The sequence below is a fragment of the Paraburkholderia tropica genome, from assembly GCF_014171495.1.
Taxonomy (GTDB): domain Bacteria; phylum Pseudomonadota; class Gammaproteobacteria; order Burkholderiales; family Burkholderiaceae; genus Paraburkholderia; species Paraburkholderia tropica.
This window is the reverse complement of sequence record NZ_CP049134.1, coordinates 2,922,744-2,946,403: the sequence shown is the minus strand read 5'-3', so window position 1 is coordinate 2,946,403 and position 23,660 is coordinate 2,922,744. Positions and strand designations below refer to the sequence as shown.

20 protein-coding genes are annotated in these 23,660 nt (G+C 67.0%); 15 read left to right on the top strand and 5 right to left on the bottom strand.

All coding sequences use genetic code 11. The annotated features are described in order from the left end of the window. The first annotated feature begins 27 nt into the window (after positions 1–27). Positions 28–360: a divalent-cation tolerance protein CutA gene (gene cutA / locus G5S35_RS13285; RefSeq protein ID WP_065062776.1), complete on the top strand. Its 333-nt coding sequence runs from the start codon at positions 28–30 to the stop codon at positions 358–360. Further along, on the top strand, positions 353–2,356 hold the full coding sequence (gene dsbD, locus G5S35_RS13280; protein ID WP_183038374.1) for a protein-disulfide reductase DsbD: 2,004 nt from the start codon (positions 353–355) through the stop codon (positions 2,354–2,356). Before cutA ends, dsbD begins: the two co-directional genes overlap by 8 nt. 118 nt (positions 2,357–2,474) lie before the next feature. Here the strand turns inward: dsbD and hemB are convergent, their stop codons facing one another. Continuing rightward, positions 2,475–3,473 (bottom strand): porphobilinogen synthase, encoded by a 999-nt coding sequence (hemB, locus tag G5S35_RS13275; protein ID WP_065062772.1) that lies wholly within the window; start codon positions 3,471–3,473, stop codon positions 2,475–2,477. Positions 3,474–3,921: 448 nt separating this feature from the next. Next, entirely contained in the window at positions 3,922–4,593 is a 672-nt protein-coding gene (gene yihA, locus G5S35_RS13270; RefSeq protein ID WP_065062770.1) for a ribosome biogenesis GTP-binding protein YihA/YsxC, read from the bottom strand. Between the two features lie 236 nt (positions 4,594–4,829). Between yihA and G5S35_RS13265 the strand changes: the two genes are divergently transcribed. The 5 genes from G5S35_RS13265 (at position 4,830) to msrQ (ending at position 11,110) form a co-directional block, all read left to right on the top strand. After that, the gene (locus tag G5S35_RS13265; protein ID WP_065062769.1) at positions 4,830–5,504 is read left to right on the top strand and encodes a c-type cytochrome; all 675 of its coding nucleotides are present in this window, start codon (positions 4,830–4,832) and stop codon (positions 5,502–5,504) included. A 116-nt stretch (positions 5,505–5,620) separates the two neighbouring features. Next, a complete protein-coding gene (locus tag G5S35_RS13260) occupies positions 5,621–7,867 on the top strand; it encodes a cytochrome c biogenesis protein ResB (protein WP_183038373.1) in 2,247 nt (748 codons plus the stop codon). A 74-nt stretch (positions 7,868–7,941) separates the two neighbouring features. Further along, positions 7,942–9,162: a c-type cytochrome biogenesis protein CcsB gene (ccsB, locus tag G5S35_RS13255; protein ID WP_065062765.1), complete on the top strand. Its 1,221-nt coding sequence runs from the start codon at positions 7,942–7,944 to the stop codon at positions 9,160–9,162. A gap of 189 nt (positions 9,163–9,351) precedes the next feature. Next, positions 9,352–10,374, top strand: coding sequence for a protein-methionine-sulfoxide reductase catalytic subunit MsrP (gene msrP / locus G5S35_RS13250; protein ID WP_183038372.1), 1,023 nt, complete (start codon positions 9,352–9,354; stop codon positions 10,372–10,374). A 7-nt stretch (positions 10,375–10,381) separates the two neighbouring features. Next, on the top strand, positions 10,382–11,110 hold the full coding sequence (gene msrQ, locus G5S35_RS13245; RefSeq protein ID WP_183038371.1) for a protein-methionine-sulfoxide reductase heme-binding subunit MsrQ: 729 nt from the start codon (positions 10,382–10,384) through the stop codon (positions 11,108–11,110). Positions 11,111–11,213: 103 nt separating this feature from the next. Here the strand turns inward: msrQ and lysA are convergent, their stop codons facing one another. Together lysA and lptM are read right to left on the bottom strand one after the other, a co-directional pair. After that, positions 11,214–12,485, bottom strand: coding sequence for a diaminopimelate decarboxylase (gene lysA, locus G5S35_RS13240; protein ID WP_065062759.1), 1,272 nt, complete (start codon positions 12,483–12,485; stop codon positions 11,214–11,216). 23 nt (positions 12,486–12,508) lie between these two features. Further along, positions 12,509–12,832 (bottom strand): LPS translocon maturation chaperone LptM, encoded by a 324-nt coding sequence (gene lptM / locus G5S35_RS13235; protein ID WP_065062757.1) that lies wholly within the window; start codon positions 12,830–12,832, stop codon positions 12,509–12,511. A 53-nt stretch (positions 12,833–12,885) separates the two neighbouring features. Between lptM and cyaY the strand changes: the two genes are divergently transcribed. Next, on the top strand, positions 12,886–13,203 hold the full coding sequence (cyaY, locus tag G5S35_RS13230; protein WP_065062754.1) for an iron donor protein CyaY: 318 nt from the start codon (positions 12,886–12,888) through the stop codon (positions 13,201–13,203). A 76-nt stretch (positions 13,204–13,279) separates the two neighbouring features. Here the strand turns inward: cyaY and G5S35_RS13225 are convergent, their stop codons facing one another. After that, positions 13,280–15,718, bottom strand: a complete 2,439-nt coding sequence (locus G5S35_RS13225) for a penicillin-binding protein 1A (protein WP_176081418.1) — start codon at positions 15,716–15,718, stop codon at positions 13,280–13,282. A gap of 315 nt (positions 15,719–16,033) precedes the next feature. Between G5S35_RS13225 and G5S35_RS13220 the strand changes: the two genes are divergently transcribed. The 7 genes from G5S35_RS13220 (at position 16,034) to G5S35_RS13190 (ending at position 23,650) form a co-directional block, all read left to right on the top strand. Further along, positions 16,034–17,134 carry a type IV pilus biogenesis protein PilM gene (locus G5S35_RS13220; protein WP_183038370.1) on the top strand — a complete coding sequence of 367 codons (1,101 nt, stop codon included), beginning with the start codon at positions 16,034–16,036 and terminating at the stop codon, positions 17,132–17,134. A 74-nt stretch (positions 17,135–17,208) separates the two neighbouring features. Further along, positions 17,209–17,799 (top strand): PilN domain-containing protein, encoded by a 591-nt coding sequence (locus G5S35_RS13215; RefSeq protein WP_143064452.1) that lies wholly within the window; start codon positions 17,209–17,211, stop codon positions 17,797–17,799. Beyond that, a complete protein-coding gene (locus G5S35_RS13210) occupies positions 17,796–18,695 on the top strand; it encodes a hypothetical protein (protein WP_183038369.1) in 900 nt (299 codons plus the stop codon). The genes G5S35_RS13215 and G5S35_RS13210 overlap by 4 nt, the downstream gene beginning before the upstream one ends. Continuing rightward, the gene (locus tag G5S35_RS13205; protein WP_074987162.1) at positions 18,692–20,311 is read left to right on the top strand and encodes a type IV pilus secretin PilQ; all 1,620 of its coding nucleotides are present in this window, start codon (positions 18,692–18,694) and stop codon (positions 20,309–20,311) included. Before G5S35_RS13210 ends, G5S35_RS13205 begins: the two co-directional genes overlap by 4 nt. 341 nt (positions 20,312–20,652) lie before the next feature. Then, positions 20,653–21,207, top strand: a complete 555-nt coding sequence (locus tag G5S35_RS13200; protein WP_065062741.1) for a shikimate kinase — start codon at positions 20,653–20,655, stop codon at positions 21,205–21,207. Positions 21,208–21,270: 63 nt separating this feature from the next. Then, positions 21,271–22,353: a 3-dehydroquinate synthase gene (gene aroB / locus G5S35_RS13195; protein ID WP_074987161.1), complete on the top strand. Its 1,083-nt coding sequence runs from the start codon at positions 21,271–21,273 to the stop codon at positions 22,351–22,353. Positions 22,354–22,465: 112 nt separating this feature from the next. Continuing rightward, the gene (locus G5S35_RS13190; RefSeq protein WP_065062824.1) at positions 22,466–23,650 is read left to right on the top strand and encodes a deoxyguanosinetriphosphate triphosphohydrolase; all 1,185 of its coding nucleotides are present in this window, start codon (positions 22,466–22,468) and stop codon (positions 23,648–23,650) included. Positions 23,651–23,660 lie beyond the last annotated feature (10 nt).

The window sequence follows — 23,660 nt, the reverse complement described above, 5'->3', positions numbered from 1 at the left end:
GTGCGGGACACCCAGCCGGAGTTCGCCGTGACACTCAATGTGACCCTGATGCTGACCACGGTGCCCGACGAGGACACCGCCGACAAGCTCGCTTCCGCCGTCCTCGCGGCGCGGCTGGCCGCCTGCGTGACGCGGCTCGGCGCCGTGCATTCGGACTTTCACTGGCAGGGCAAGATCGAGTCCGGCAGCGAAATCCAGCTGCTTTTCAAGACGAGTCTCGCCCGCACGGCCGAACTCGAACAGTTCATCCAGACCCAACATCCCTACGAGACGCCCGAAATCCTCGCCTGGCAGGCGATGGCGTCGACCGCTTACGGGCAGTGGGTCAACACCGAAACCCAGCGTCCCCTCCATGTCTAACCGCTTCGATCGGCGTCTGCGCGCCGCGCCGTACGCTTCGCTGCTGGCCTTTTTCGCGTTCGTGGTCTGCGTGCTGCCGCTGCTGTTCGGCGCCGCGCCCGCGCATGCCGACGACGACTTCCTGCCGCCCGATCAGGCCTTCACGTTCAGTGCGAGCGAAGAGCCGGGCATGGTCGACGTCCACTTCAAGATCGCCGACGGCTACTACATGTACCGCGAGCGCTTCGCGTTCGACGCGCAGAACGGCGCCACGCTCGGCGATGCGCAGATTCCGCCCGGCCACGTGAAATTCGATCCGACGTTCAACAAGAACGTCGAGACCTATCGCAAGGAACTGACGATCCGCGTGCCGGTGAAGCAGGCGAGCGGCCCGTTCGATCTCACGGTGACGTCGCAGGGTTGCGCCGATGCGGGCATCTGCTATCCGCCCGCGCAGCACGTCTATCACGTGAGCGGTGCGGCGCTGCAAGCGGCGAATGCCGCGCCCGCGCAGACGGCGGTTGCGTCGACCACCGCCGCTGCAAACGCCAACGCCAACGCCAACGCCAACGCCAACGCCAACGCCAACGCCAACGCCAACGCCAACGCAGCCGCTGTGGCATCCACCAACACCGGCAGCGCCGAAGAACCCTGGTACGAACGCGCCACGAGCGCCGACTACGCGCAGTCGCTGCTGCAAGGCGGCGGCTTCTTCGCGGTGATCGGTTTGTACTTCGTCGCGGGCATGGTACTGAGCCTGCTGCCCTGTTCGTATCCGATGATCCCGATCCTCTCGGCGATCATCGTCGGCGAGGGCGCGCAGGTGACGCGCTCGCGCGGCTTCGCGCTTTCGTTCGTCTACGTGCTCGGCATGGCGCTCGTCTATACGGTGCTCGGCATCGCGGCGGCGCTGGTCGGCCAGAGTCTGGGCGCGTGGCTGCAGAACCCGTGGGTGCTCGGCGTGTTCGCCGTGCTGCTCACCGCCTTTGCCGTAATGCTGATCGCAGGCTACGACATCGCGCTGCCGCAGCGCTGGCAGGACGGCGCCTCGCGCGCGTCGCAGGGCCGCTCGGGCGGCAAGTTCGCGGCCGTCGCCGTGATGGGCGCGCTGTCCGCGCTCGTGGTGGGCGCGTGCATGACCGCGCCGCTGTTCGCCGTGCTCGCGTTCATCGCGCACACGGGCAACGCGGTGCTCGGCGGCGCGGCGCTGTTCGCGATGGGGATCGGTCTCGGCGTGCCGCTGATGATTCTCGGCCTCGGCGCGGGCACGCTGCTGCCGCGCGCGGGCACGTGGATGGACGGCGTGAAGGTGTTTTTCGGCGTCGTGCTGCTGGCCGCCGCGTTGTGGATCGTCTGGCCGGTGCTGGGCGCGACGGCGCAGATGCTGCTCGCCGCGCTCTGGCTGCTGCTCGCCGCGGCCGCGCTCGGCCTGTTCACCCCGAATGCGGGCGCAACCAACGTGTGGCGACGCCTTGGCCGTGGTCTCGGCGCGGCGTTCGCGATCTGGGCCGCGACCTTGATGGTCGGTCTGGCGGCGGGCTCGGCCGATCCGCTGCGTCCGCTCGCCGTGCTCGCCGCGCGCACGGGCGGCGCGGGTGGTGCAAGTGACGCGGTCGCCGGTGCGGCATCGGGCGCGCCCGCGAACGGCGCGGATGCGCTGGTGTTCGCGCCCGTGCGTTCGTCGGCGCAACTCGACGCGGCGCTCAAGTCGGCGGGCAAGCCTGCGATGCTCGACTTCTACGCGGACTGGTGCGTGAGCTGCAAGGAGATGGAGAAGTTCACGTTCAGCGACGCGCGCGTGCAGGCACGCCTCGCGCAACTCGGCCTCCTGCGCGCCGACGTGACCGCGAATAGTCCCGACGATCAGGCGCTGCTCAAGCGCTTCGGTCTGTTCGGGCCGCCCGGCATCATCTTCTTCGATGCTCAGGGTAACGAAGTATTGCGCGTGGTCGGCTACGAGAACGCCGATAAATTCCTCGCGCGCCTCGATCGCGTCGTGCCGGCGGCGAGTACCTAAGCGTGCTCGAAGCGGTCGAATCGACAACGCTCACCGCGCCGCGCATATGAAAAAAGCCCCGGTTTTCCGGGGCTTTTTCGCATCTGAACGCTGCGCGAGCGTCGCTTATTTCTGTCGCTTACTTCTGCGCGCGCAACAGTCGCGCGGCGTCGAGCGCGAAGTACGTCAGGATGCCGTCCGCGCCCGCGCGCTTGAACGCGAGCAGCGATTCCATCATCACCTTGTCGTGATCGAGCCAGCCGTTTTGCGCGGCGGCCTTGAGCATCGCGTATTCGCCGCTCACCTGATAGACGTAGGTCGGGAAACGGAACTCGTCCTTCACGCGGCGCACGATGTCGAGGTACGGCATGCCGGGCTTGACCATCACCATGTCCGCGCCTTCCTCGATGTCGAGACGCACTTCGCGCAGCGCTTCGTCCGAGTTCGACGGGTCCATCTGGTAGGTCATCTTGTTGCTCTTGCCCAGATTCGACGCCGAACCCACCGCGTCGCGGAACGGGCCGTAGAACGCCGACGCGTACTTGGCCGAGTAGGCCATGATCTTCGTGTGGACGTGGTTCTCGCTCTCGAGCATCTCGCGGATCGCGCCGATGCGGCCGTCCATCATGTCCGACGGCGCGACGATATCGACGCCCGCTTCGGCCTGCGCGCGCGCCTGCGCGACGAGGATCTCGATGGTCTGGTCGTTGATGACGTAGCCGTTCTCGTCGAGCACGCCGTCCTGGCCGTGGCTCGTGTACGGATCGAGCGCGACGTCGCAGAGCACGCCCAGATCGGGGAAGCGTTTCTTGAGTTCGCGCACGGCGCGCGGAATCACGCCGTCGGGATTGGTCGCTTCGATGCCGTCGGGCGTCTTGAGCGACGGGTCGACCACGGGGAAGAGCGAAAGCACCGGAATGCCCAGCTCGACGCATTGCTCGGCCACGCCCATCAGCAGATCGATCGACACGCGCTCGACGCCGGGCATCGACGGCACGGCTTCGCGCACGTTCTCGCCCGCGATGACGAACACCGGGTAGATCAGATCGTTGGTGGTGAGGAGGTTTTCGCGCATCAGGCGGCGCGAGAAGTCGTCACGGCGCATGCGGCGCGGACGGTGATGCGGATAGAAGCTCATGTCGGCGGATATCTCGAATCGGGGCTGCAAAGCTGCGGCAATTGCGCGGCTCGCGCGGTGGCAACGCCTGGGTCAAGCGTCTGCAATTGCTTGAAATGGAACCACGCCTCTGGGCGCAGGAAACTTTTCAGGACAATGGTATATCATACCGATCGAGCGAGGCGCCTTGCGCCAGACTCCCCGCTTCTCCTCCCTGAGCGGGTGCCTGTCGTTTTTCGATAAGGCTGTTTAGCCCGCCGGCAATTACGGCGGGTTTTTTTATGCGCAGCCAGAATCGTGCATTGCGCATATTTTCGACGTCGCGCATGCGGTTGCGGGCAGACCTTGTGTGGGCTGCCGCACGTTGGCACGAAGAAAGTTCGGGAGGGTGCCGCCGGATGGCGGCGGCGCGCCCCGCGGCATTGATGCGCGGGGCTTGCGCCGGAACGACGAAGTGACCGATACGCGCTTACGCGCCGGCTTTGGGGGCGGTTTCGCCGGCCTCGGCCGCGTTGTCCGGGGGCACGATCCAGCTTTCGATGACGGCATGGGCCTCATCGAGCCCCACACGCTTGAGCGCCGAAAAGAGCTGCGCGCTCAGCTTGCCCTGATAGCCCTGTTGCCGGTATTCGTCGAACGCCTTGTTCGTCGAACGCAGCGCGAGCACGCTCTCCTGACGCGTCAATTTGTCGCATTTCGTCAGGAGTGCGTGAATCGGCTTACCGGTGGGCGCAAACCACTCGATCATGCGGCGGTCCAGTTCGGTCAGTGGGCGGCGCGCGTCCATCATCAGCACGAGACCGCTCAGTTGCGCGCGCGTTTGCAGATAGACCGACAGCAGATGCTGCCAGTGCTGCTTCGCCGCTTCCGGCACTTCCGCATAGCCGTAGCCGGGCAGGTCGACCAGATAGCCGGACGGTTCGTCGGCCGGACCCACCGAGAAATAGTTGATGTGCTGCGTGCGGCCAGGCGTCTTCGACGCGAAGGCGAGGCGCTTCTGGTTGCACAGCAGATTGATCGCGGTCGATTTGCCCGCGTTCGAGCGGCCGGCGAACGCCACTTCCGGCCGCGCCGTGGCGGGCAGGTCGCGCAGGTGATTCACCGTCGTGAAGAAACGGGCTTGATGCAGCAGGAAGGCCATCTGTAGGACCACATTATGAAATAACGAGGCGGCTGGCCTGCCTCGCCCGGAGGCGCCCGGGAACGATATTGAGATATCGGGGAGAGGCCCGATTGGCGCGGTTGCGCCTTGCGCGCTATTGTACAATGCGACGGTTTACTGAATACCCGTGAGGCCGGCGCGGGCCTTTCGAGCGAGATCGGTCGCTGTCGTACATTGCAGAACCTGATTCCCACAAGACGAAACAAGGTGCGCGAATGAATCGACTGTGCAAGTCCCTGAAAGTACTCAATTTTGCGATTGTTACGATAACGGCAGGTCTTGCAGCAGGGGTGTCGATGATAGCGATGGCGGCGGACCCGGCAACCCCGGCGAAACCAGACCTTGCGCGGGGGCAGGCGATCGCGGCGCAGGTGTGCGCGGCCTGTCACGCGGCCGATGGCAACAGTGCGGGCGGCGCCTATCCGAAGCTCGCCGGCCAGCACGCCGACTACCTCGTCAAACAGCTCAAGGATTTCAAGCCGCAACCCGGCGGCAAGCCCCCCGTGCGAAATAATGCGATTATGGCGGGCTTCGCATCGGCGCTGTCCGATCAGGATATGATCAACGTCGCCGCCTGGTTCGCGTCGCAGACGCCCAAGCCCGGTTTCGCCCACGACGCGAAGACCGTGCCGCTCGGCCAGAAGATCTGGCGCGGCGGTATCGCCGACAAAGGCGTGCCCGCCTGCGCTGCCTGCCACGGCCCGACCGGGCAGGGCATTCCGATCCAGTATCCGCGACTGTCGGGCCAGTGGTCGGAGTATCTCGTTACGCAGCTCACCGCTTTCCAGCAGGGCACGCGCAACAACAACGAGCCGATGCACACGATCTCGCACCGTCTGTCGGACGACGAAATCAAGGCGGTGGCGGATTACGCGGCCGGTCTGCATTGACCGTTTCGCCGGAGTCGAAGAACAAGAAAAGGGTGTGGGCACCGCGCGCATGCGGCGGTCCTGCACCCTTTTTTGCTGTAAGCGCGCACGTCGTGCGCACTCGAAGCGGAGTTTGAATGAGCGTCACCACGCAGGGTCTGCAGTTGAATGTCCGCCAGAAGGCGGTGAGAAGCGCCATCGAGCTGCTCAGTTCGATGCGTTTTGCCATTGCGCTGCTGGTCGTGCTGGCCATCGCGAGCATCATCGGCACGGTGCTCACGCAGGACGACCCCTATCCCAACTATGTGAATCAGTTCGGCCCGTTCTGGGCCGACATCTTCCGCTCGCTGAGCCTCTACACGGTCTACAGCGCGTGGTGGTTCATGACGATCCTCGGCTTTCTCGTCGTGTCGATCTCGCTGTGCGTGATCCGCAACGGCCCGAAGATGATCGCCGACATGAAAAGCTGGAAGGACAAGGTGCGCGAAGGCAGCCTGCGCGCCTTCCACCACAAGGGCGAGTTCGCGCTCGACGGCGCGACGCGCGAGCACACCGCCGCCACGCTCAGCAAGCTGGCGGGCCGCCTCGGCTACCGCTTCGTCACGCGCGAGACCGACGGCGCCACGCTGATCGCGGCCAAGCGCGGCGCGCTCACGAAGATCGGCTATATCTTCGCCCACCTCGCGATCGTGGTGATCTGCATCGGCGGCCTGCTCGACAGCAACCTGCCGATCAAATTCCAGATGTGGCTGTTCGACAAATCGCCGATCCGCAGCAACGCGGTCATCAACGACATCTCGCCCGAACATCGCCTCTCGGCCTCGAACCCCACCTTCCGCGGCTACGCGTGGGTGCCCGAAGGCCAGTTCGTTTCCACGGCCATCCTGAACCAGCCCGACGGCTCGCTGATTCAGGACCTGCCGTTCTCGATCCAGCTCAACAAGTTCATCGTCGACTACTACTCGACCGGCATGCCCAAGCTGTTCGCGAGCGACATCGTCGTGATCGATCACCAGACCGGCAAGCGCATTCCGGCGCGCATCGAGGTGAACGAGCCGTTCACGTACGACGGCGTGTCGATCTACCAGTCGAGCTTCCAGGACGGCGGCTCGCAGATGCAGATGACCGCCTGGCCGATGAACGGTGCGAGCGCGAAGAGTTTCCCGTTCGGCGGCACGATCGGCAACTCGGCGCCGCTCAAACTGCTCGCGGGCCAGAGCGTGCCGGGCGTGGACGGCCAGACCATCGAGTTCGCCGATTTCCGCGCCATCAACGTCGAGAACATCTCGAACGGCAGCGGTCAGACCGACGCGCGCGGCGTCGCGCACCAGACGCTCAAGGAAGCGTTCGACGAGCGCCTCGGTTCGGGCGCGAAGAGTTCGAAGCCGCTCGATCTGCATAACGTCGGGCCGTCGGTGCAATACAAGGTGCGCGACAAGGACGGCCAGGCGCGCGAGTACAACAACTATATGCTGCCCGTCGACGTGAACGGCGAGCGCATGTTCCTCGCGGGCATGCGCGAGAACCCCGACGATCCGTTCCGTTACCTGCGCATTCCGGCCGACAGCGGCGGCACCATGAAGGAATGGATGATGCTGCGCGCGGCCTACGAGGACCCGGCGCTGCGCGCCCAGGCGGCGCACCGCTTCGCCCTGCGTTCGGTCCCCGAAGCGAATCGCGAGCTTCAGCAGCATCTCGAAGACAGCGCGCTGCGCGTGCTGACCCTGTTCGCGGGCGCCGACGATTCGACCCAGGCCGCGCCGAAAGCGCAGCAGGGCGGCTTCCAGGCGGTGGCGGCGTTCATCGACAAGTCGGTGCCGAAAGACCAGCAGGAGAAGGCCGCGGGCCTCTTGCTGCGCATGCTCGAAGGCGCGACGTGGGATCTCTGGCAGCTCGCGCGCGAGCAGGCCGGCGAGCCCGATCTGAAGCCGGACGCCGACTCGGCGCGCTTCGTTCAGGACGCGATCAACGCGGTATCCGACAGCTTTCTGTATGGATCGCCCGTCTATCTACAGCTCGATTCATTCAAGCAGGTGCAAGCTTCGGTATTTCAGTTGACGCGCGCACCGGGCAAAAAAGTCGTGTATCTTGGCAGCCTGTTGCTCGTGCTCGGCATCTTCTCGATGTTCTACGTGCGCGAGCGGCGTCTGTGGTTCTGGCTGAAGGACCGGAATGGCGAAGCAGGCGGCGGCGTGAACGTCATCATGGCGATGTCAACCGCGCGCCGTACACTCGACTTCGAGAAGGAATTTGCCCGTACCCGCGAAGCTGTCGCGCGCGCGCTCGGCGCGAAAGCGCAGGCCGCCGAAGACGATGCCGACGCCGACGCTCACGCCAAGGCGGACCGCAACGCAAACGAAGGCGGGACGGACCGTGCACCTTGATCCTCGCGATCCTTGCGCGCTTTTCACGTTTTGCGCGCGCTTCACGGACATTCACGATCAACACCGGTAAGCCCATGGACTTGACTCAGGTTTCCTCATCCGCAAAGGCCCGCCGCGCAGACCGCGCCGCGGTGCAGACCGCGGCGCACGATTTGCCCGCCGACGACTTCTTCGACGAACGCCCCTTCCTGCGCCGCCTGACGCTGGTCGACTGGCTGTTCGCGCTGGTGCTGGTGGCGGGCGCGGGCTTCGCGCTGTCGCGCTACCACGCGCACATGAACTACTACGACAAGCTCGTGATGTGCGGCACGGTGCCGGCGCTCGTCGTGCTCGGCTGGCGCTGGAAACCGGCGCGTCTGCTGATGGCGGGCATCGCCGTGATGTCGATCGGCGCGATCCAGATCTATCAGGGCGACCTCGCGCGCGCCGACCAGGCGTTCTTCCTCAAGTACTTCCTCTCCAGCCAGTCGGCCATTCTGTGGATGAGCGCGCTGTTCGTGCTCGCCACGCTGTTCTACTGGATCGGCCTGCTCTCGCGCTCGCCCTCGGGCGGCTCGATCGGCTCGAAGCTGACCTGGGCGGCCGTGTTGATGGGCTTCACGGGCCTGATGGTGCGCTGGTACGAGTCCTACCTGATCGGCGCGGACGTCGGCCATATTCCCATCTCGAACCTCTACGAAGTGTTCGTGCTGTTCAGCCTGATCACGGCGCTGTTCTACCTGTATTACGAAAAGCACTACAACACGCGCGCGCTCGGCGCTTTCGTGCTGCTCGTGATCAGCGCGGCCGTGGGCTTCCTGATGTGGTACTCGATCTCGCGCGACGCGCAGCAGATCCAGCCGCTCGTGCCCGCGCTGCAAAGCTGGTGGATGAAGATCCACGTGCCGGCGAACTTCATCGGCTACGGCAGCTTCGCGTTGTCGGCGATGGTGGGCGTGGCCTACATCATGAAGGAGCGCGGCATGCTGGCGGACCGCCTGCCCGCGCTGGAGGTGCTCGACGACGTCATGTACAAGTCGATCGCCGTCGGCTTCGCGTTCTTCACCATCGCCACGATTCTCGGCGCGCTGTGGGCCGCGCAGGCATGGGGCGGCTACTGGAGCTGGGACCCGAAGGAAACCTGGGCGCTGATCGTCTGGCTGAACTACGCTGCCTGGCTGCACATGCGCCTCATGAAGGGCCTGCGCGGCGGCGTGGCTGCCTGGTGGGCACTCACGGGCCTGCTGGTCACGACCTTCGCGTTCCTCGGCGTGAACATGTTCCTCTCGGGGCTGCATAGTTACGGCAAGCTGTAACCGGTCTGCGCCGCACAACGAACTCACCGCCGGACGCCACGCGCTCCGGCGGTTTTTTTTCGTCGGATGGGAAGGATTGCGCGGCGCGTGCGTTTGCCGTGTTACAGGGCTCCGAACCATCGTGTGCGGAGCCGGTCGACAGTCAGGAAACACCCAGGCAGGCGGTGGAAAGCAGACGAGGGCAACATCATGTGGACGAAGCGCAGCAGCAGGATCATCCTCACCGGCGACGACATCGCCGCAAGCGAGATCACGCCGCAAAAGGTGTTCGAACAGCGCCGGCGAGTGATGAAGGCGGCCGGCGCGGTGGCGCTCGGCGGCATGACGGGCGGTGTCGGCGCGTTCGGCTTGTTGGGGGGCGCGCGCGAGGCGTTCGCGGAATACGCGCCGGGCGACCCGAAAGCGATCAAGCTGGCCGCGAAGACCAACCCGAAGTTCGTCGCGCCCGACAAGGCCACGCCGTACAAGGACGTGACGACCTACAACAACTTCTACGAGTTCGGCACCGACAAGGGCGATCCGGCGCAGAACGCCAGCACGCTGCGTCCGCGTCCGTGGAAGGTGAGCGTGGAAGGCGAGGTGAAGAACGCGAAGGTCTGGGACATCGACGACATCCTCAAGATCGCGCCGCTTGAGGAGCGCGTGTACCGCCACCGCTGCGTGGAAGGCTGGTCGATGGTGATTCCGTGGATCGGCATTTCGCTGTCCGAGCTGGTCAAGCGTGCGCAGCCGACCGGCAACGCGAAATACGTGCAATTCATCACGCTCGCCGACCGCTCGCAGATGCCGGGCCTCGCCGAGCCGATTCTCGACTGGCCGTATTCCGAAGGCCTGCGCATGGACGAAGCGATGAATCCGCTCACGCTGCTCACCGTCGGGCTCTACGGGCAGGTGCTGCCGAACCAGAACGGCGCGCCGGTGCGCGTGGTGATTCCGTGGAAGTACGGCTTCAAGAGCGCGAAGTCGCTGGTGAAGATCCGCTTCGTCGAGAAGCAGCCGCCGACGAGCTGGAACACCTACGCGTCCAACGAGTACGGCTTCTTTTCGAACGTGAATCCGAACGTCGATCACCCGCGCTGGAGCCAGGCGACCGAGCGGCGGATCGGCGAGGACGGCTTTTTCACGCCCAAGCGCAAGACGCTGATGTACAACGGCTACGGCGATCTGGTGGCGTCGATGTATCAGGGCATGGATCTGCGCAAGAACTTCTGAGCATGCGATGGAGCACAATGTGAATTCGACCCGCGAGGCCAACGAAGCGACGGACGCGACCGGGCGACGTGTCGGCGGCGCGCCGTCCGCGCAGGCGAAAGCACGCGCCGCGAGCGGTCCGCGCTGGCTGCCATTGCTGAAGGGCGCGGTGTTCGTCGCTTCGCTGTATCCGCTCGCGCGTATCGTGCTGTTCGGCTTCACCGACCGGCTGGGCGCGAATCCGATCGAATTCATCACGCGCTCGACGGGACTCTGGACGCTCGTGTTCCTCTGCATCACGCTGGCCGTCACGCCGCTGCGCCGTCTCACGGGCTGGACCGCGCTCGTGCGCTTGCGGCGCATGCTCGGCCTCTACGCGTTTTTCTACGCGGCGCTGCACTTCACGACCTACATCTGGTTCGACAAATGGTTCGACGTGGCCGCGATGCTCAAGGACGTCGGCAAGCGGCCCTTCATCACGGTGGGTTTCGCGGCCTTCGTGTTGCTGATTCCGCTCGCCGTCACCTCGACGCGCGCGATGGCGCGCAAGCTCGGCCGCCGCTGGCAGACGCTGCACCGGCTGATCTATGCGATCGGCGTGCTCGCGATTCTGCATTTCTGGTGGATGAAGGCCGGTAAGCACGATCTCGCGCTGCCGAAGCTCTACGGCGCGATCATGCTCGTGCTGCTCGGCTGGCGGATCGGCGCGTGGCTAGTCGCGCGCTTCAAGGCGGGCGGGCCGACGCGCGCGGCTTGAGCGCCGTGGGTTCTCCGCCCGCGCAATAAAAAAGCGACGCACGCGGCGTCGCTTTTTCGTTTCATGCGGTCGGCAACACAGCCCGACGATCAGGTCAGTCCAATCAATCCGGCAGCAGATGCTCGCCCGCGAACAGTTGCGGCACCGTTTCGCGCTCGCGCGCGACGTGCGTGCGAGCACCGTCGACCATGATTTCGGCGGCACGCGGACGCGTGTTGTAGTTCGAGCTCATCGCGAAGCCGTACGCGCCCGCCGAGCGGATCGCCAGCACGTCGCCCGGCTCGATCGCGAGCGTGCGTTCGCGGCCCAGCCAGTCGCCGCTCTCGCACACCGGACCGACGATGTCCCACGTTTTGGCTTCGCCCGCCGGCGTTGCGACCGTCTCGATCGCGTGATACGCCTCGTACATCGCGGGGCGTGCCAGATCGTTCATGGCCGCGTCGACGATCGCGAAGTTCTTTTCCGCGCCGGGCTTGAGGAATTCGACGGTCGTCAGCAGGATGCCTGCATTGCCGACCAGCGAGCGGCCCGGCTCGAACCAGACTTCGCGCGACTTGCCGGTCTTCGCGCCATGCGCCTCGATGCGGTCGAGCACGGTGCGCACGAACGCGCCGATGTCCGGCGGCGTTTCATCGTCGTAGCGGATGCCGAGACCGCCGCCCACGTCGATGTGATGAATTGCGATGCCGTCCGACTCGATCTGGTCGACGAGTTCGAGCACCTTGTCGATGGCGTCGAGATACGGCGCGACTTCGGTGATCTGCGAGCCGATATGGCAGTCGATGCCCACGACCTGCAGATTCGGCATGGCCGCGGCCGCGCGATAGGTGGCGCGCGCGTCTTCGAAGGCGATGCCGAACTTGTTCGACTTCAGGCCCGTGGAAATGTACGGATGCGTTTTTGCGTCGACGTCCGGGTTCACGCGCAGCGAGACCGGCGCCTTCTTGCCCAGTTCGCCCGCGACGGCGTTCAGGCGGTCGAGTTCGGGAATCGATTCGACGTTGAAGCACTTCACGCCCGCTTCGAGCGCCACGCGCATTTCGTCGGCATGCTTGCCCACGCCCGAGAACACCGTGTTCTGCGCCTTGCCGCCGGCGGCCAGCACGCGCGCCAGTTCGCCGCCCGACACGATGTCGAAGCCCGCGCCTTCGCGCGCGAATACGTTCAGCACGGCGAGATTGCTGTTGGCCTTCACGGCGACGTGCACGCTCGCGCGGCGGCCCGCGCAGGCGTCGGCGTAGGCGTGCCATGCGCTGCTGAGCGCGGCGCGCGAGTAGACGTAGAGCGGGGTGCCGTACTGCGCGGCGAGGTCGGCGGCGGACACGCCTTCGACGAAAAGCGTGCCGTCGACACGATGAAAAGCGGGCTGGGTCATGCGAGCGTCTGGTTGAGTCGGTGCTATTGAGCGGGCGCGGCGGCCGAGGCCGCTTGCGCGCCGCTGGCGGCCGCGGGCGCGGAATTCAGTTCAGGGTCGGTCGACAGCGACAGCGGCGTGCCGGTGGTATCGGGCACCGAGCCGGCCTGCGCGCCCGAGGCCGCGTTCGGCAGGGTTTGCGCGTTGTCGTCGGGCTGCGTTTCGAAATTCGGTTTCTGCGGGAGCGGCGGCACCGTGGGCATGTAGAGCGGCCCTTTCTGGCCGCAACCCGCGAGTGACGCGGCGCCGATCGCGAAAGCCGTTAGAATCGCGCCGGACGCCGAGATGCGGGATGCCAGTGCGCGCATCCTGGAATTGACACGCATAATTGTCCCTGAATGATTAACCGGTGGAGTTTAGCATGGCAGATAGTGACTACCTGAGCCGCGCGGAGGCCGTGCTGGCGGCCGTCGAGCGCGGTGTCGACGCGAGCGGAGCCGATATCGAGCTCGAGCGCAGCGGCAACGTTCTGACACTCGAATTCGAGAACCGCTCGAAGATCATCGTGAATCTGCAGCCGCCGATGAAGGAGATCTGGATCGCGGCGAAAGCGGGCGGTTTCCATTACCGCTTCATCGACGAGCAATGGCTCGACACGCGCACGGGCACCGAGTTCTTCTCGGCGCTCACCGCGTACGCGACGGAGCAGGCCGGCGAGACCGTGACGTTCACGCCGTGAAGTCCCGCTAACGCGGCCGCAGCATGAAAAACGGGCACCCCTCGGGTGCCCGTTTTGCGTTTGCAGCATCGGTGAATCAGTGCTTGCGGAACAGATTCATGATGTCTTCCTTCTCCTGCGCGTTGACGTGCGCGGGCTCGCTCTCGGACGAACCCTGCGCGCCCTGTTCGCCGCTCGCCGCCGCGTCGAGCGCCGCCTGGCTGATGCCCACCGTGGAGACGAAACCATGGCCCGGCGTGGCGTCGGCGTAATACAGCTCGTCGCCGAGCGTGACGATGCCGTCGGGCATCGGCATCTTGTACTCGGGCACGCCGTTGAGCGCCTTCTGCATGTAGTCGATCCACACGGGCAGCGAAAGGCCGCCGCCGGTTTCGCGGTCGCCGAGGCTGCGCGGATTGTCGTAGCCGATCCACGCGATGGCCGCGAGCGTGTGCTGGTAGCCCGCGAACCAGGCGTCGCGCGAATCGTTGGTCGTACCGGTCTTGCCGCCGAGGTCGGTGCGCTTGAGGACGTTCGACTTCGCGCCCGTGCCGCGCTGCGCCACGCTCTGCAGCAGGCTGTTCATGATGTAGGCGTTGCGCGGATCGATCGCGCGCGGCGCGTTCTGCTCCGCGACGAGCGGCTGCGCCTGCGCGACCACCATGCCGCGCTGATCGGTGACTTCGGCGATCAGATACGGATTCACGCGATAGCCGCCGTTCGCGAACACGGCGTAACCGCCCGCCATCTGGAGCGGCGTGACGAGGCCCGCGCCCAGCGCCATCGGCAGATAGGCCGGATGACGCTCGGCGTCGAAGCCGAAGTGCGTGATGTACTGCTGCGCGTACTTCGTGCCGATGTGGTTGAGGATGCGGATCGACACGAGGTTCTTCGACTTCATGAGCGCCGTGCGCATGGTCATGGGGCCGTCGAAGCCGCCGCCATAGTTCTTCGGCTCCCACGCCTGGCCGCCGGTTTCCGCCGCGCTGAAGAAGAGCGGCGCGTCGTTGATGATCGTGGCCGGCCCGAGCCCCTTGTCGAGCGACGCCGAATAGATGAACGGCTTGAAGCTCGAACCCGGCTGGCGCCACGCCTGCGTGACGTGGTTGAACTTGTTCTTGTTGAAGTCGAAGCCGCCCACCAGCGCGCGGATCGCGCCGTCCTGCGGCACCACCGAGACGAACGCGCCCTCGATCTGCGGCAACTGCGTAATCGACCATTCGCCCGCGTTGTTGCGCGCCACGCGGATGATCGCGCCCGGGCGGATCTTCTGGCTCGGCTGCGCGCGCGCGGAGAGGTTGTACTGCGCGAAGCGCAGGCCGTCGCCGGTGATGCTGGCCGTGTTGCCGTCCATGAAGGTGGCCTGCACTTCCTTCGGGCTCGCCGAGGTGACCACGGCCGCCACGAGTTCGCCGTTGTCCGGATGCTCGATCAAAGCGTCGTCGATGGCCTGTTCGCGGTCGTCGGCGTCGGCGGGCAGGTCGATGAAAGCTTCCGGGCCGCGATAGCCGTGACGCCGCTCGTAATCCATCAGCCCCTTGCGCAGCGCGCGGTAGGCCACGTCCTGGTCGGCGGAATCGATGGTCGTGACCACGTTCAGACCACGCGTGTAGGCCTCTTCGTGGTACTGCGCGTACATCATCTGACGCACCATTTCCGCCACGTACTCCGCGTGCACGCTGAATTCCTTGCCCTGGCCCTTCACGACGAGCGGTTGCGCCGCGGCGTCGTCGTACTGCTGCTGGGTGATGTAATGCAACTCCAGCATGCGTTCGAGGATGTATTCCTGACGCACCTTCGCGCGCTTCGGATTGACGACCGGGTTATACGCCGACGGCGCCTTCGGCAGCCCCGCGAGCATCGCGCATTCGGCGAGCGTGAGGTCCTTCAGATCCTTGCCGAAGTACACGCGCGCGGCGCTCGCGAAGCCGTAGGCGCGCTGCCCCAGATAGATCTGGTTCATGTAGACCTCGAGGATCTGGTCCTTCGAGAGCTTCGACTCGATCTTGTAGGCGAGCAGCATCTCGTAGATCTTGCGCGTGTAGGTCTTTTCGCTCGACAGGAAGAAGTTGCGCGCCACCTGCATGGTGATCGTGCTCGCGCCCTGCGACGCATGGCCGTTCGTCAGGGCGACGATGCCCGCGCGCGCGATGCCGGTCAGGTCGACGCCGCCGTGCTCGTAGAAGCGCGCGTCTTCGATGGCGAGGATGGCTTTCTTCAGATTGTCCGGCACGTCCTGGAAATGGACGATGTCGCGCCGCTCCTCGCCGAATTCGCCGATCAGCACGTGGTCGCGCGTGTAGATGCGCAGCGGCACCTTGGGCCGGTAGTCGGTGAGCGCCTCGAGCGACGGCAGATTCGGCGTGGCGACGATCAGCGCGTAGCCGAGCACGAGCGCGACGCACGCGGCGCCGCCCGCGATCAGCACGACAAAACCGATCAGCAGCTTGACCCACCAGGGCCGCTTGCGCCGGGTCGGGGCGGGCGGCTCCGGCGGGGTGGACGGAGCGGACGAGGGAGGCTGGACGTCTTGCATACGGTTACCGGAAAAACAGTCCCGCGATTATAGCCGCCCGCCTCGCGTGCTTTCGGAAAGCTTACGCACGGCTTGAGGCGGGTCGTGCAGCGTCTCGGCCGGTGTATGGCGCAGGTGCAGGGCGGACGCTAGCGGGACAGATGACGCACGACAGAGTGCTCACTCTAGCCGCGTCTCATGGCGCGGAGAAGCATCCCGATCGGATTCGCTGCGAGATTGGCCATCCGGCCGAGTGTTCGCGCGAGCGGACGCTTCGCACAATCCCAGCAACGCGCCACGAACGGTTCGCGGCGCAAAGCACACGGGAGAAATGCGATGAGCCTGCTCAATCCGCTGTTGTTGAATGCTCGCCGTCATGCCGCGGGCGTGGACGTGAGCGCGCGCGGCATCACGCTGGTCGTGCTCAGCGAGCCGCTGTTCGGCGGCGGTCCGCTGCGCATCGAGTGGCTGGCGCGTGCGCCGCTGGGGCGCGAGGTGCTGTCGGGCGCGGAGATCGCCGACCGCACGGCGCTGGCGGCGGCGTTGCGCGCGCTGTTCGGCGCGCTGCCTCGGGCGTGCGCCCAGGCCGGTCTGCGCTGTGCGATGGCCTTGCCCACGGGCGCGACGCTGCTGGCCACGGTGCCGCTCGCGCGGCTCGTGCCGGAGGCCGGGTCGCCTGCGTGGCGGGCGGACGTGTCGGGGCTTTATACGGAGCTCGAACCGCTGGTGCTGGCCGAGGCCGAGCGCGTGGCGGGCATCGAGCGGCATGAGCTGGCGGTCGACTGGCAGGTGGGTCCGTTCGGGTCCATCTATTCGCTCGGCTCGTGCGATTCGCCCGATTCGCCTGGCTCGTCGGGTGCGTCGGGTGCGTCGGGTGCGTCGGGTGCGTCGGCCCTCGGCACGGCTGTGCTGCGCGAGGCGCGCGTGACGATCGCGGCCACGGCGCGCGCGCATCTCGAAACGCGCATCGAGTGTGCGGCGATGGCGGGCATCACGCTCTGCGCGCTGGACGACGAAGCGCACGCGGCGCTGCGTGCGATGCGCCACGCGGCGGCGTTCGAGTTGCCGCCGCACGAGACCTGGGCCGCGCTCTGGGTCGGCGCCGACGGCATACACGGCTGGCTCGTCGCCGACGAATCCGTCACCCGCCGCATGCGTTTTCCCGCGCTCGAATACGCCGATCTCGTCGAGGCGTTGCGCGATCTGGCGCGCGGCGCGCAGGTCGGCTGCACGCTGGTGTCGGGCGATCTCTCGATGCTGGCGGGCGTGCAGTTTTCGCTCGCGGATATCGGCGACGTGCTCGGCAGTCCGGTGCTGCCGTTCGAATGCGCGCCGCTCGCCGATGCCGACACCGAACAACCGCTCGACGTCGGCCTGCTGCACGACCCGTCGTGCGTGGTCGCCTTCGGCCTCGCACTGCGTGGGGTGAGCGAATGAGGCGGCGCGCGAAGATGGCTGGCGCGCGCGAGGGTTTCAATCTACTGCCGTGGCGGCCGGGGGCGGTGCGGCGCGTGCGTCGGCGTCGCGCGCTCGAATGGCTCGCGGCGGCGGTTTTAGGTGGCGTGTGCGGCTGCGCGGTCGCGGGCTGGCAGCACGTCGAGCAGACACGCCTGGCGACGCGGCACGCGGCGCTGGAGCGGCAACTCGCGCAACTGGGCGCGCCGCTCGCCGAGGCGCAACGGCTCGCTCGGGAGACACGCGCGCGGCAGCTTGCCTCGAGTGAAGCGCGCGAGCGGGCGCGCCCTTTCCAGCGGTTGTTCGCGCTCGTCGACGGCCTGGCGCGGGCGCGCACCGAAGGCGTCGCGCTCGAACAACTGGCCCAGCACGGCGACGCCACCGAGTTGCTGGCCAACGCCGCCGACGAGATCGCGGCGGCGGCGTGGCTCGAACGCCTGCGCGCGCTGCCCGAGGTCGAGGCCGTGAGCGTGCAGGAGATGAAGCGCGCGCAGGAGGCGGGCGGCGCACGTTCGCGCGGTGGATCAGGCGCGAGCGTCCCGCATCGCGTCGAGCCGATTCGCGTGGCTGCGCGGCTCGTCTGGAAAGGCGCGACTGCACCGGCTTCGGATTCGGTCTCGACTGCGCCGGCGAAGGAGGCGAAATGAACGCCATGTCGACGTTGCGCGGCTGGCGGCCGCTACACACATGGACGCGAAGACGGCGCGCGCTGGTCGCCGCGACGCTCGCGATGCTTGCCGCGTTGCTGAGCGGTATCGCGTGTTTTCTCACCGATGCCGGCGGCGCGCAGGCGGCCCGAAGCGCGCTGGCCCAAGGCGAGGCGCGGCTCGCGGACGCCCGGCGGACGCTCGCGCGATTGCCCGCGCTGCGCCGCGAAGCCGAAGGCTGGCCGCGCGACGCAAGACTGACGGGATCGGCGGAATCGGAGCAAGCGAACACGAGCGCCGACGACATCCGCAGCGTTTCCCGGCTGGCGGCAGACGCCGGACTTGTCTTGATCGCGCTGGAACCTGCCGCGCCGGGCGGCGCGAAAGCGCAGGCGTTCCGCGCGACCAAACTTGCGGCACGGGGCGGTTTCGCCCAGCTTCGCGCCTTTCTCGCAGGCCTCGCCGAGTGGCCCGAACTCGCGGTGCCTGCGGACATCGTCGTTCGGCGCAACGGCAGCGCGCTTGCCATCGCGGCCACGCTGCACGTTTTCGGCGGTTTGCCCGCCGTCGCGATCGAAGCGGCCGACGTCGCCGAAGTCGCCGCAATCGAAGAACGGACCGATGCCGCGCGCGATCCGTTCGCGAGCCGGTTTGCGCTCGCAGCGGGCGGCGGCGCTGCGTCGGGCGTGCAGGGCGATGGCGCGCTGCGGCTCGTCGGCACGCTGAGCGAGCGTGGACGCGTGCTCGCGCTGATCGAAACCGCCGACGGCACGCTCGCCGTTCAGCCAGGCGCTTCGCTTGCGGGCGCACGCGTGACGGGCATCGGTCCAGAGCGGGTCGTCCTGTCCGTCGAGGGCGCGACGCAGGTGCTGAACTGGGCGGAGGCGCACCGATGAAACGCGTTCGCTCAATTCAGCCGCTATCCCGCTCGCTTGCGTGGCCGATGCTCGCGTTCGCGCTGGGCGCGCACGCCGCGTTGCCGCCGGCGCCGCCACCGTTGCCGACGCCCGCGTGGCGTACGGCGGCGCAGATGATCGCGCGCCACGAAGTGCCGCCCTTGCCCGAAGGCGAGCAGGCCGACGCGCCCGCGGGCTGGACCGCCAACCCATTTTCGACGACGCAGGACACGCCTGCCGATCCTGCTGACGAGCGGCCGGCCGCGCCGCCGTCCACGAATGGCGCGGACGCAGTGCCCACCGCAGTGCCAGCCGCCGCGCCCGAGCCGCTCGAAGGGCCGCCGGTGCCGCTGCCCGCGCCGTCGCGTCTTGCCGACACAGCCTCCGGGAGCGACGGCCTGCCGCCCGACCGTCCGATCTCGCTCAACTTCCAGCGCGCGGAACTTACCGCCGTGCTGCATGCCTTCGCGCAGTTCACGCGGCTGAACATCGTCGCGAGTGAGCGCGTGCGCGGCCAGATCACGCTACGCCTCGACCGCGTGCCGTGGCGCGCGGCCTTCGATCTGCTGCTGGAGTCGAACGGCCTCGCGATGGAGCGGCACGGCGGCGTGCTTTGGGTCGCGCCCGCCGCGGATCTCGCCGCGCGCGAGCGGCTGCGTTTCGAGGCGCATGCGCGCGCCGCCGAGCTCGAACCGCTCGCGAGCCGTGCGTTCGAGCTGCACTACGCGCGCGCCGAGGATCTGCGGCGGCTGTTGAGCGGTTCCGGCACGCAGCGCGCGCTGTCCAAACGCGGCGCGGCAGTCGCGGACGCGCGCACGAACCTGCTGTTCGTCACCGATCTGGCGGGGCGGCTCGATCAGATCGCCGACCTGATCCGGCGGCTGGACGCGCCCGCGCGACAGGTGCTGATCGAAGCGCGTATCGTCGAAGGCGACGAGGGCTTGTCGCGCGAACTGGGCGTGCGGCTCGGCGTGACGCCGAACGCGGTCGAAGGCACGGCGCGCGGCGTGCGCGGCAGCGCCGCCGACGGCACGCTCTATGATCTGGGGGCGGGAGCGATCAACGGTTTCGCGGCCGCGCAACTCGGCCTGACGTTGCTCGCCGCCCGCGCGACCCGGCTGCTCGACATCGAATTGAGCGCGCTGGAGGCGCAGGGGCGCGGGCGCGTGGTGTCGAGTCCGCGCGTGGTGACGGCGGATCGCACCAAGGCTGTGGTCGAGCAGGGCACCGAGCTGCCGTATCAGGCCAAGGTCGGGCAAGGTGTATCGGGCGTGCAGTTTCGGCGCGCAAGCCTGAAACTGGAGGTCGAGCCGCAGATCACGCCGGACGGCCGCGTGATTCTCGACCTCGACGTCGCGAAGGACAGCGTGGGCGAGCAGACCGCCGCGGGGCCCGCGATCAACACGAAACATGTGCAGACGCGCGTCGAAATCGAGGATGGCGGGACGGTCTCGATCGGGGGGATCGATGCGACCGACGACCGCGATGATGTGACGCGCGTGCCGCTCCTGGGCAAAATACCGCTTTTGGGCGCGCTTTTTTCGCATCGCGCGCATTGGGACAAACGCAGCGAACTGGTGGTGTTCATCACGCCGCGCGTGGTCACCGGCGATTAACGGGTGACCACGCGGGTGACCACGCGGGTGACCACGCTGGTGACTACGCGGGTGACTACGCGGGTGACCACGCGGGTGACCACGCGGGTGACTACGCGGGTGACTACGCGGGTGACTACGCGGTGATCGCGCGGTGATCGCACTGAGCCTTCCTCCGGTTTGCGGCGGCCCCACGCGGATCGTGTCGCGTGCGCAGATCGCGCACGAACCGGCCCCAAATCGGCGGAAATTCGCGCGAAAAAGCGGGTTTATCCGCTTCGGGGCCGGATCGTGCGGCCCGCAGGCTCGACAACGCCGCTGCTTTGCCAGTAAGCTGCGGCACCAACCTTTCGTAGGAAACGCTGCAAGTGCGGGACGCTAACGCCAATGTATTTTTCGTAGGGCTCATGGGCGCCGGGAAGACGACCGTGGGCCGGGCGGTCGCGCGCCGGCTTGAGCGTCCGTTTTTCGATTCCGATCACGAGGTCGAAGCGCGCACCGGCGCGCGCATCCCCGTGATCTTCGAAATGGAAGGTGAAGCGGGCTTTCGCGACCGCGAAGCGCAGATGATCGACGAGCTGAGCGCGCGCGAGGGCATCGTGCTCGCGACCGGCGGCGGCGCCGTGCTGCGCCCGGAAAACCGCGCGGCGCTCAAGGAGCGCGGTTTCGTCGTGTATCTGCGCGCCCACCCGCACGATCTGTGGCTGCGCACGCGGCGCGACAAGAATCGCCCGCTGCTGCAGACCGAAGACCCGAAAGGGCGACTCGAAGCGCTCTACGAGCAACGCGATCCGCTCTACCGCGAGGTCGCCGATTTCGTGATCGAGACCGGCCGGCCTTCGGTCAACGGGCTCGTCAACATGGTGCTGATGCAGCTCGACATGGCCGGCGTGCTGCGCGCGCCGGCGCGCGAGTAGTAGCGCGTCACGCAAGTCGCCCGCGTTCCCCATCAGCGCCTCATCACTGAACTATTGCCTGGCATGATTACCGTCAACGTCGAACTGGGCGACCGCGCCTACCCCATCCACATCGGCTCCGACCTCATCGGCCAGACGGCGCTGTTCGCGCCGCACATCGCCGGCAAGTCGGTGACGATCGTCACCAATACCGTCGTCGATCCGCTTTACGGCGAGACGCTGCGCGCCGCGCTCGCGCCGCTCGGCAAGGACGTCAACACGGTCGTGCTGCCCGACGGCGAGGCGCACAAGAACTGGGAAACGCTCAATCAGATCTTCGACGCGCTGCTCACGTCGCGCGCCGACCGCAAGACCACGCTGATCGCACTCGGCGGCGGCGTGACGGGCGACATGACCGGTTTCGCGGCGGCCTGCTACATGCGCGGCGTGCCGTTCATCCAGGTGCCCACGACGCTGCTCTCGCAGGTCGATTCGTCGGTCGGCGGCAAGACTGGCATCAATCATCCGCTCGGCAAGAACATGATCGGCGCGTTCTACCAGCCGCAAGCCGTGATCGCCGACATCGGCGCGCTGCGCACGCTGCCGCCGCGCGAGCTGGCGGCGGGCGTGGCCGAAGTCATCAAGACGGGCGCGATCGCCGACGCCGAATTCTTCGAGTGGATCGAAGCGAACGTCGAAGCGCTCAACCGCTGCGAGCCCGAGGCGCTCGCGCACGCGGTCAAACGCTCGTGCGAGATCAAGGCGTCGGTGGTCGCCGCCGACGAACGCGAAGGCGGTCTGCGCGCGATCCTCAATTTCGGCCACACCTTCGGTCACGCGATTGAAGCGGGCCTCGGTTACGGTGAGTGGCTGCACGGCGAGGCCGTGGGCTGCGGCATGGTGATGGCGGCCGATCTGTCGGTGCGCGTCGGCATGCTCGACGAGGCTTCGCGCGAGCGGCTCGTGCGCGTGGTGGAAGCCGCGCATCTGCCGGTCGTCGCGCCGGCGCTCGGCGCTGAGCGTTACGTCGATCTGATGCAGGTCGACAAGAAGGCCGAGGGCGGCGCGATCAAGTTCATCCTGCTCAAGCGCTTCGGCGAAACGCATATCGGCCGCGCGCCCGACGAAGCCGTGCAGGCCACGCTGGCCGCCACCGTCGCGCGCTGAGCGCGTCGCCGCGCGCGGCTCGCGCCGCCGTGGCGGCTTTTCCTGCGACGCGGCTGGCGACTCGATTGACGTGTCGTCCGGCGCACGCGTCGCGATCCTTGCGGAGGAACCGTTGAGCGACACCCGCAGCAATCCTGGCGCGCCTTTCGCCGACGCGCTGAGCGCCTCGCCCGACGCGGGGCTTGCCCCTTACGCGGCACACGCCTCGCAGTCGCGCGGCCGCCGTCACGCCGAAGCGCCGCCCGCCGCGCGCAGCGAATTCCAGCGCGACCGCGACCGCATCGTCCATTCCACGGCGTTTCGCCGGCTCGAATACAAGACCCAGGTCTTCGTGAATCACGAAGGCGATCTGTTCCGCACGCGGCTGACGCACAGCCTCGAAGTCGCGCAGATCGCGCGTTCGGTCGCGCGGCAACTGCGCGTGAACGAGGATCTCGTCGAGGCGATTTCGCTTGCGCACGACCTCGGTCATACGCCGTTCGGCCATGCGGGCCAGGACGCGCTCAACGAGTGCATGGGCGAGCACGGCGGCTTCGAGCACAACCTGCAAAGTCTCGCGGTCGTCGACGAACTGGAGGAGCACTACGGCGCGTTCGACGGCCTCAATCTCTGTTTCGAGACGCGCGAGGGCATTCTCAAGCATTGCTCGCGCGAGAACGCGCGGCGTCTGGGCGAACTGGGCGAGCGCTTCCTGCTCGGACGCCAGCCGTCCATCGAGGCGCAAATCGCGAATATCGCCGACGAAATCGCCTACAACAATCACGACGTCGACGACGGGCTGCGTTCCGGTCTCCTGACGATCGAGCAGCTCGCCGAAGTCGAACTCTGGCAGACCCACTACGAGGCCGCGCGCGCCGAGTATCCGCAGATCGACGGGCGGCGGCTGATTCACGAGACGGTGCGGCGCATCATCAATACGCTGATCGTCGATTTGATCGGGCAGACGAGCCGCAATCTCGCCGAGCACGCGCCGCGCTCGCTCGACGAGGTGCGCGCCGCGCCGCCGCTCGTCGCGCACAGCGAACGCGTCGCCGCGCAGGCGGCCGCGCTCAAGCGCTTTCTCTATCGCAATCTGTATCGCCACTATCGCGTGATGCGCATGGCGAACAAGGCGCGGCGCGTCGTGAAGGGACTTTTCGACGCGTTCACCGACGATCCGCGCCTGCTGCCGCCCGCGTATCAGATGCACGACGAGACCACGCAGCCGCGTCAGATCGCGCATTACATCGCGGGCATGACCGATCGCTACGCGCTGAAGGAATACCGCCGTTTGTTTGTCGTCGCCGACGACGTCTGACGAACGACCG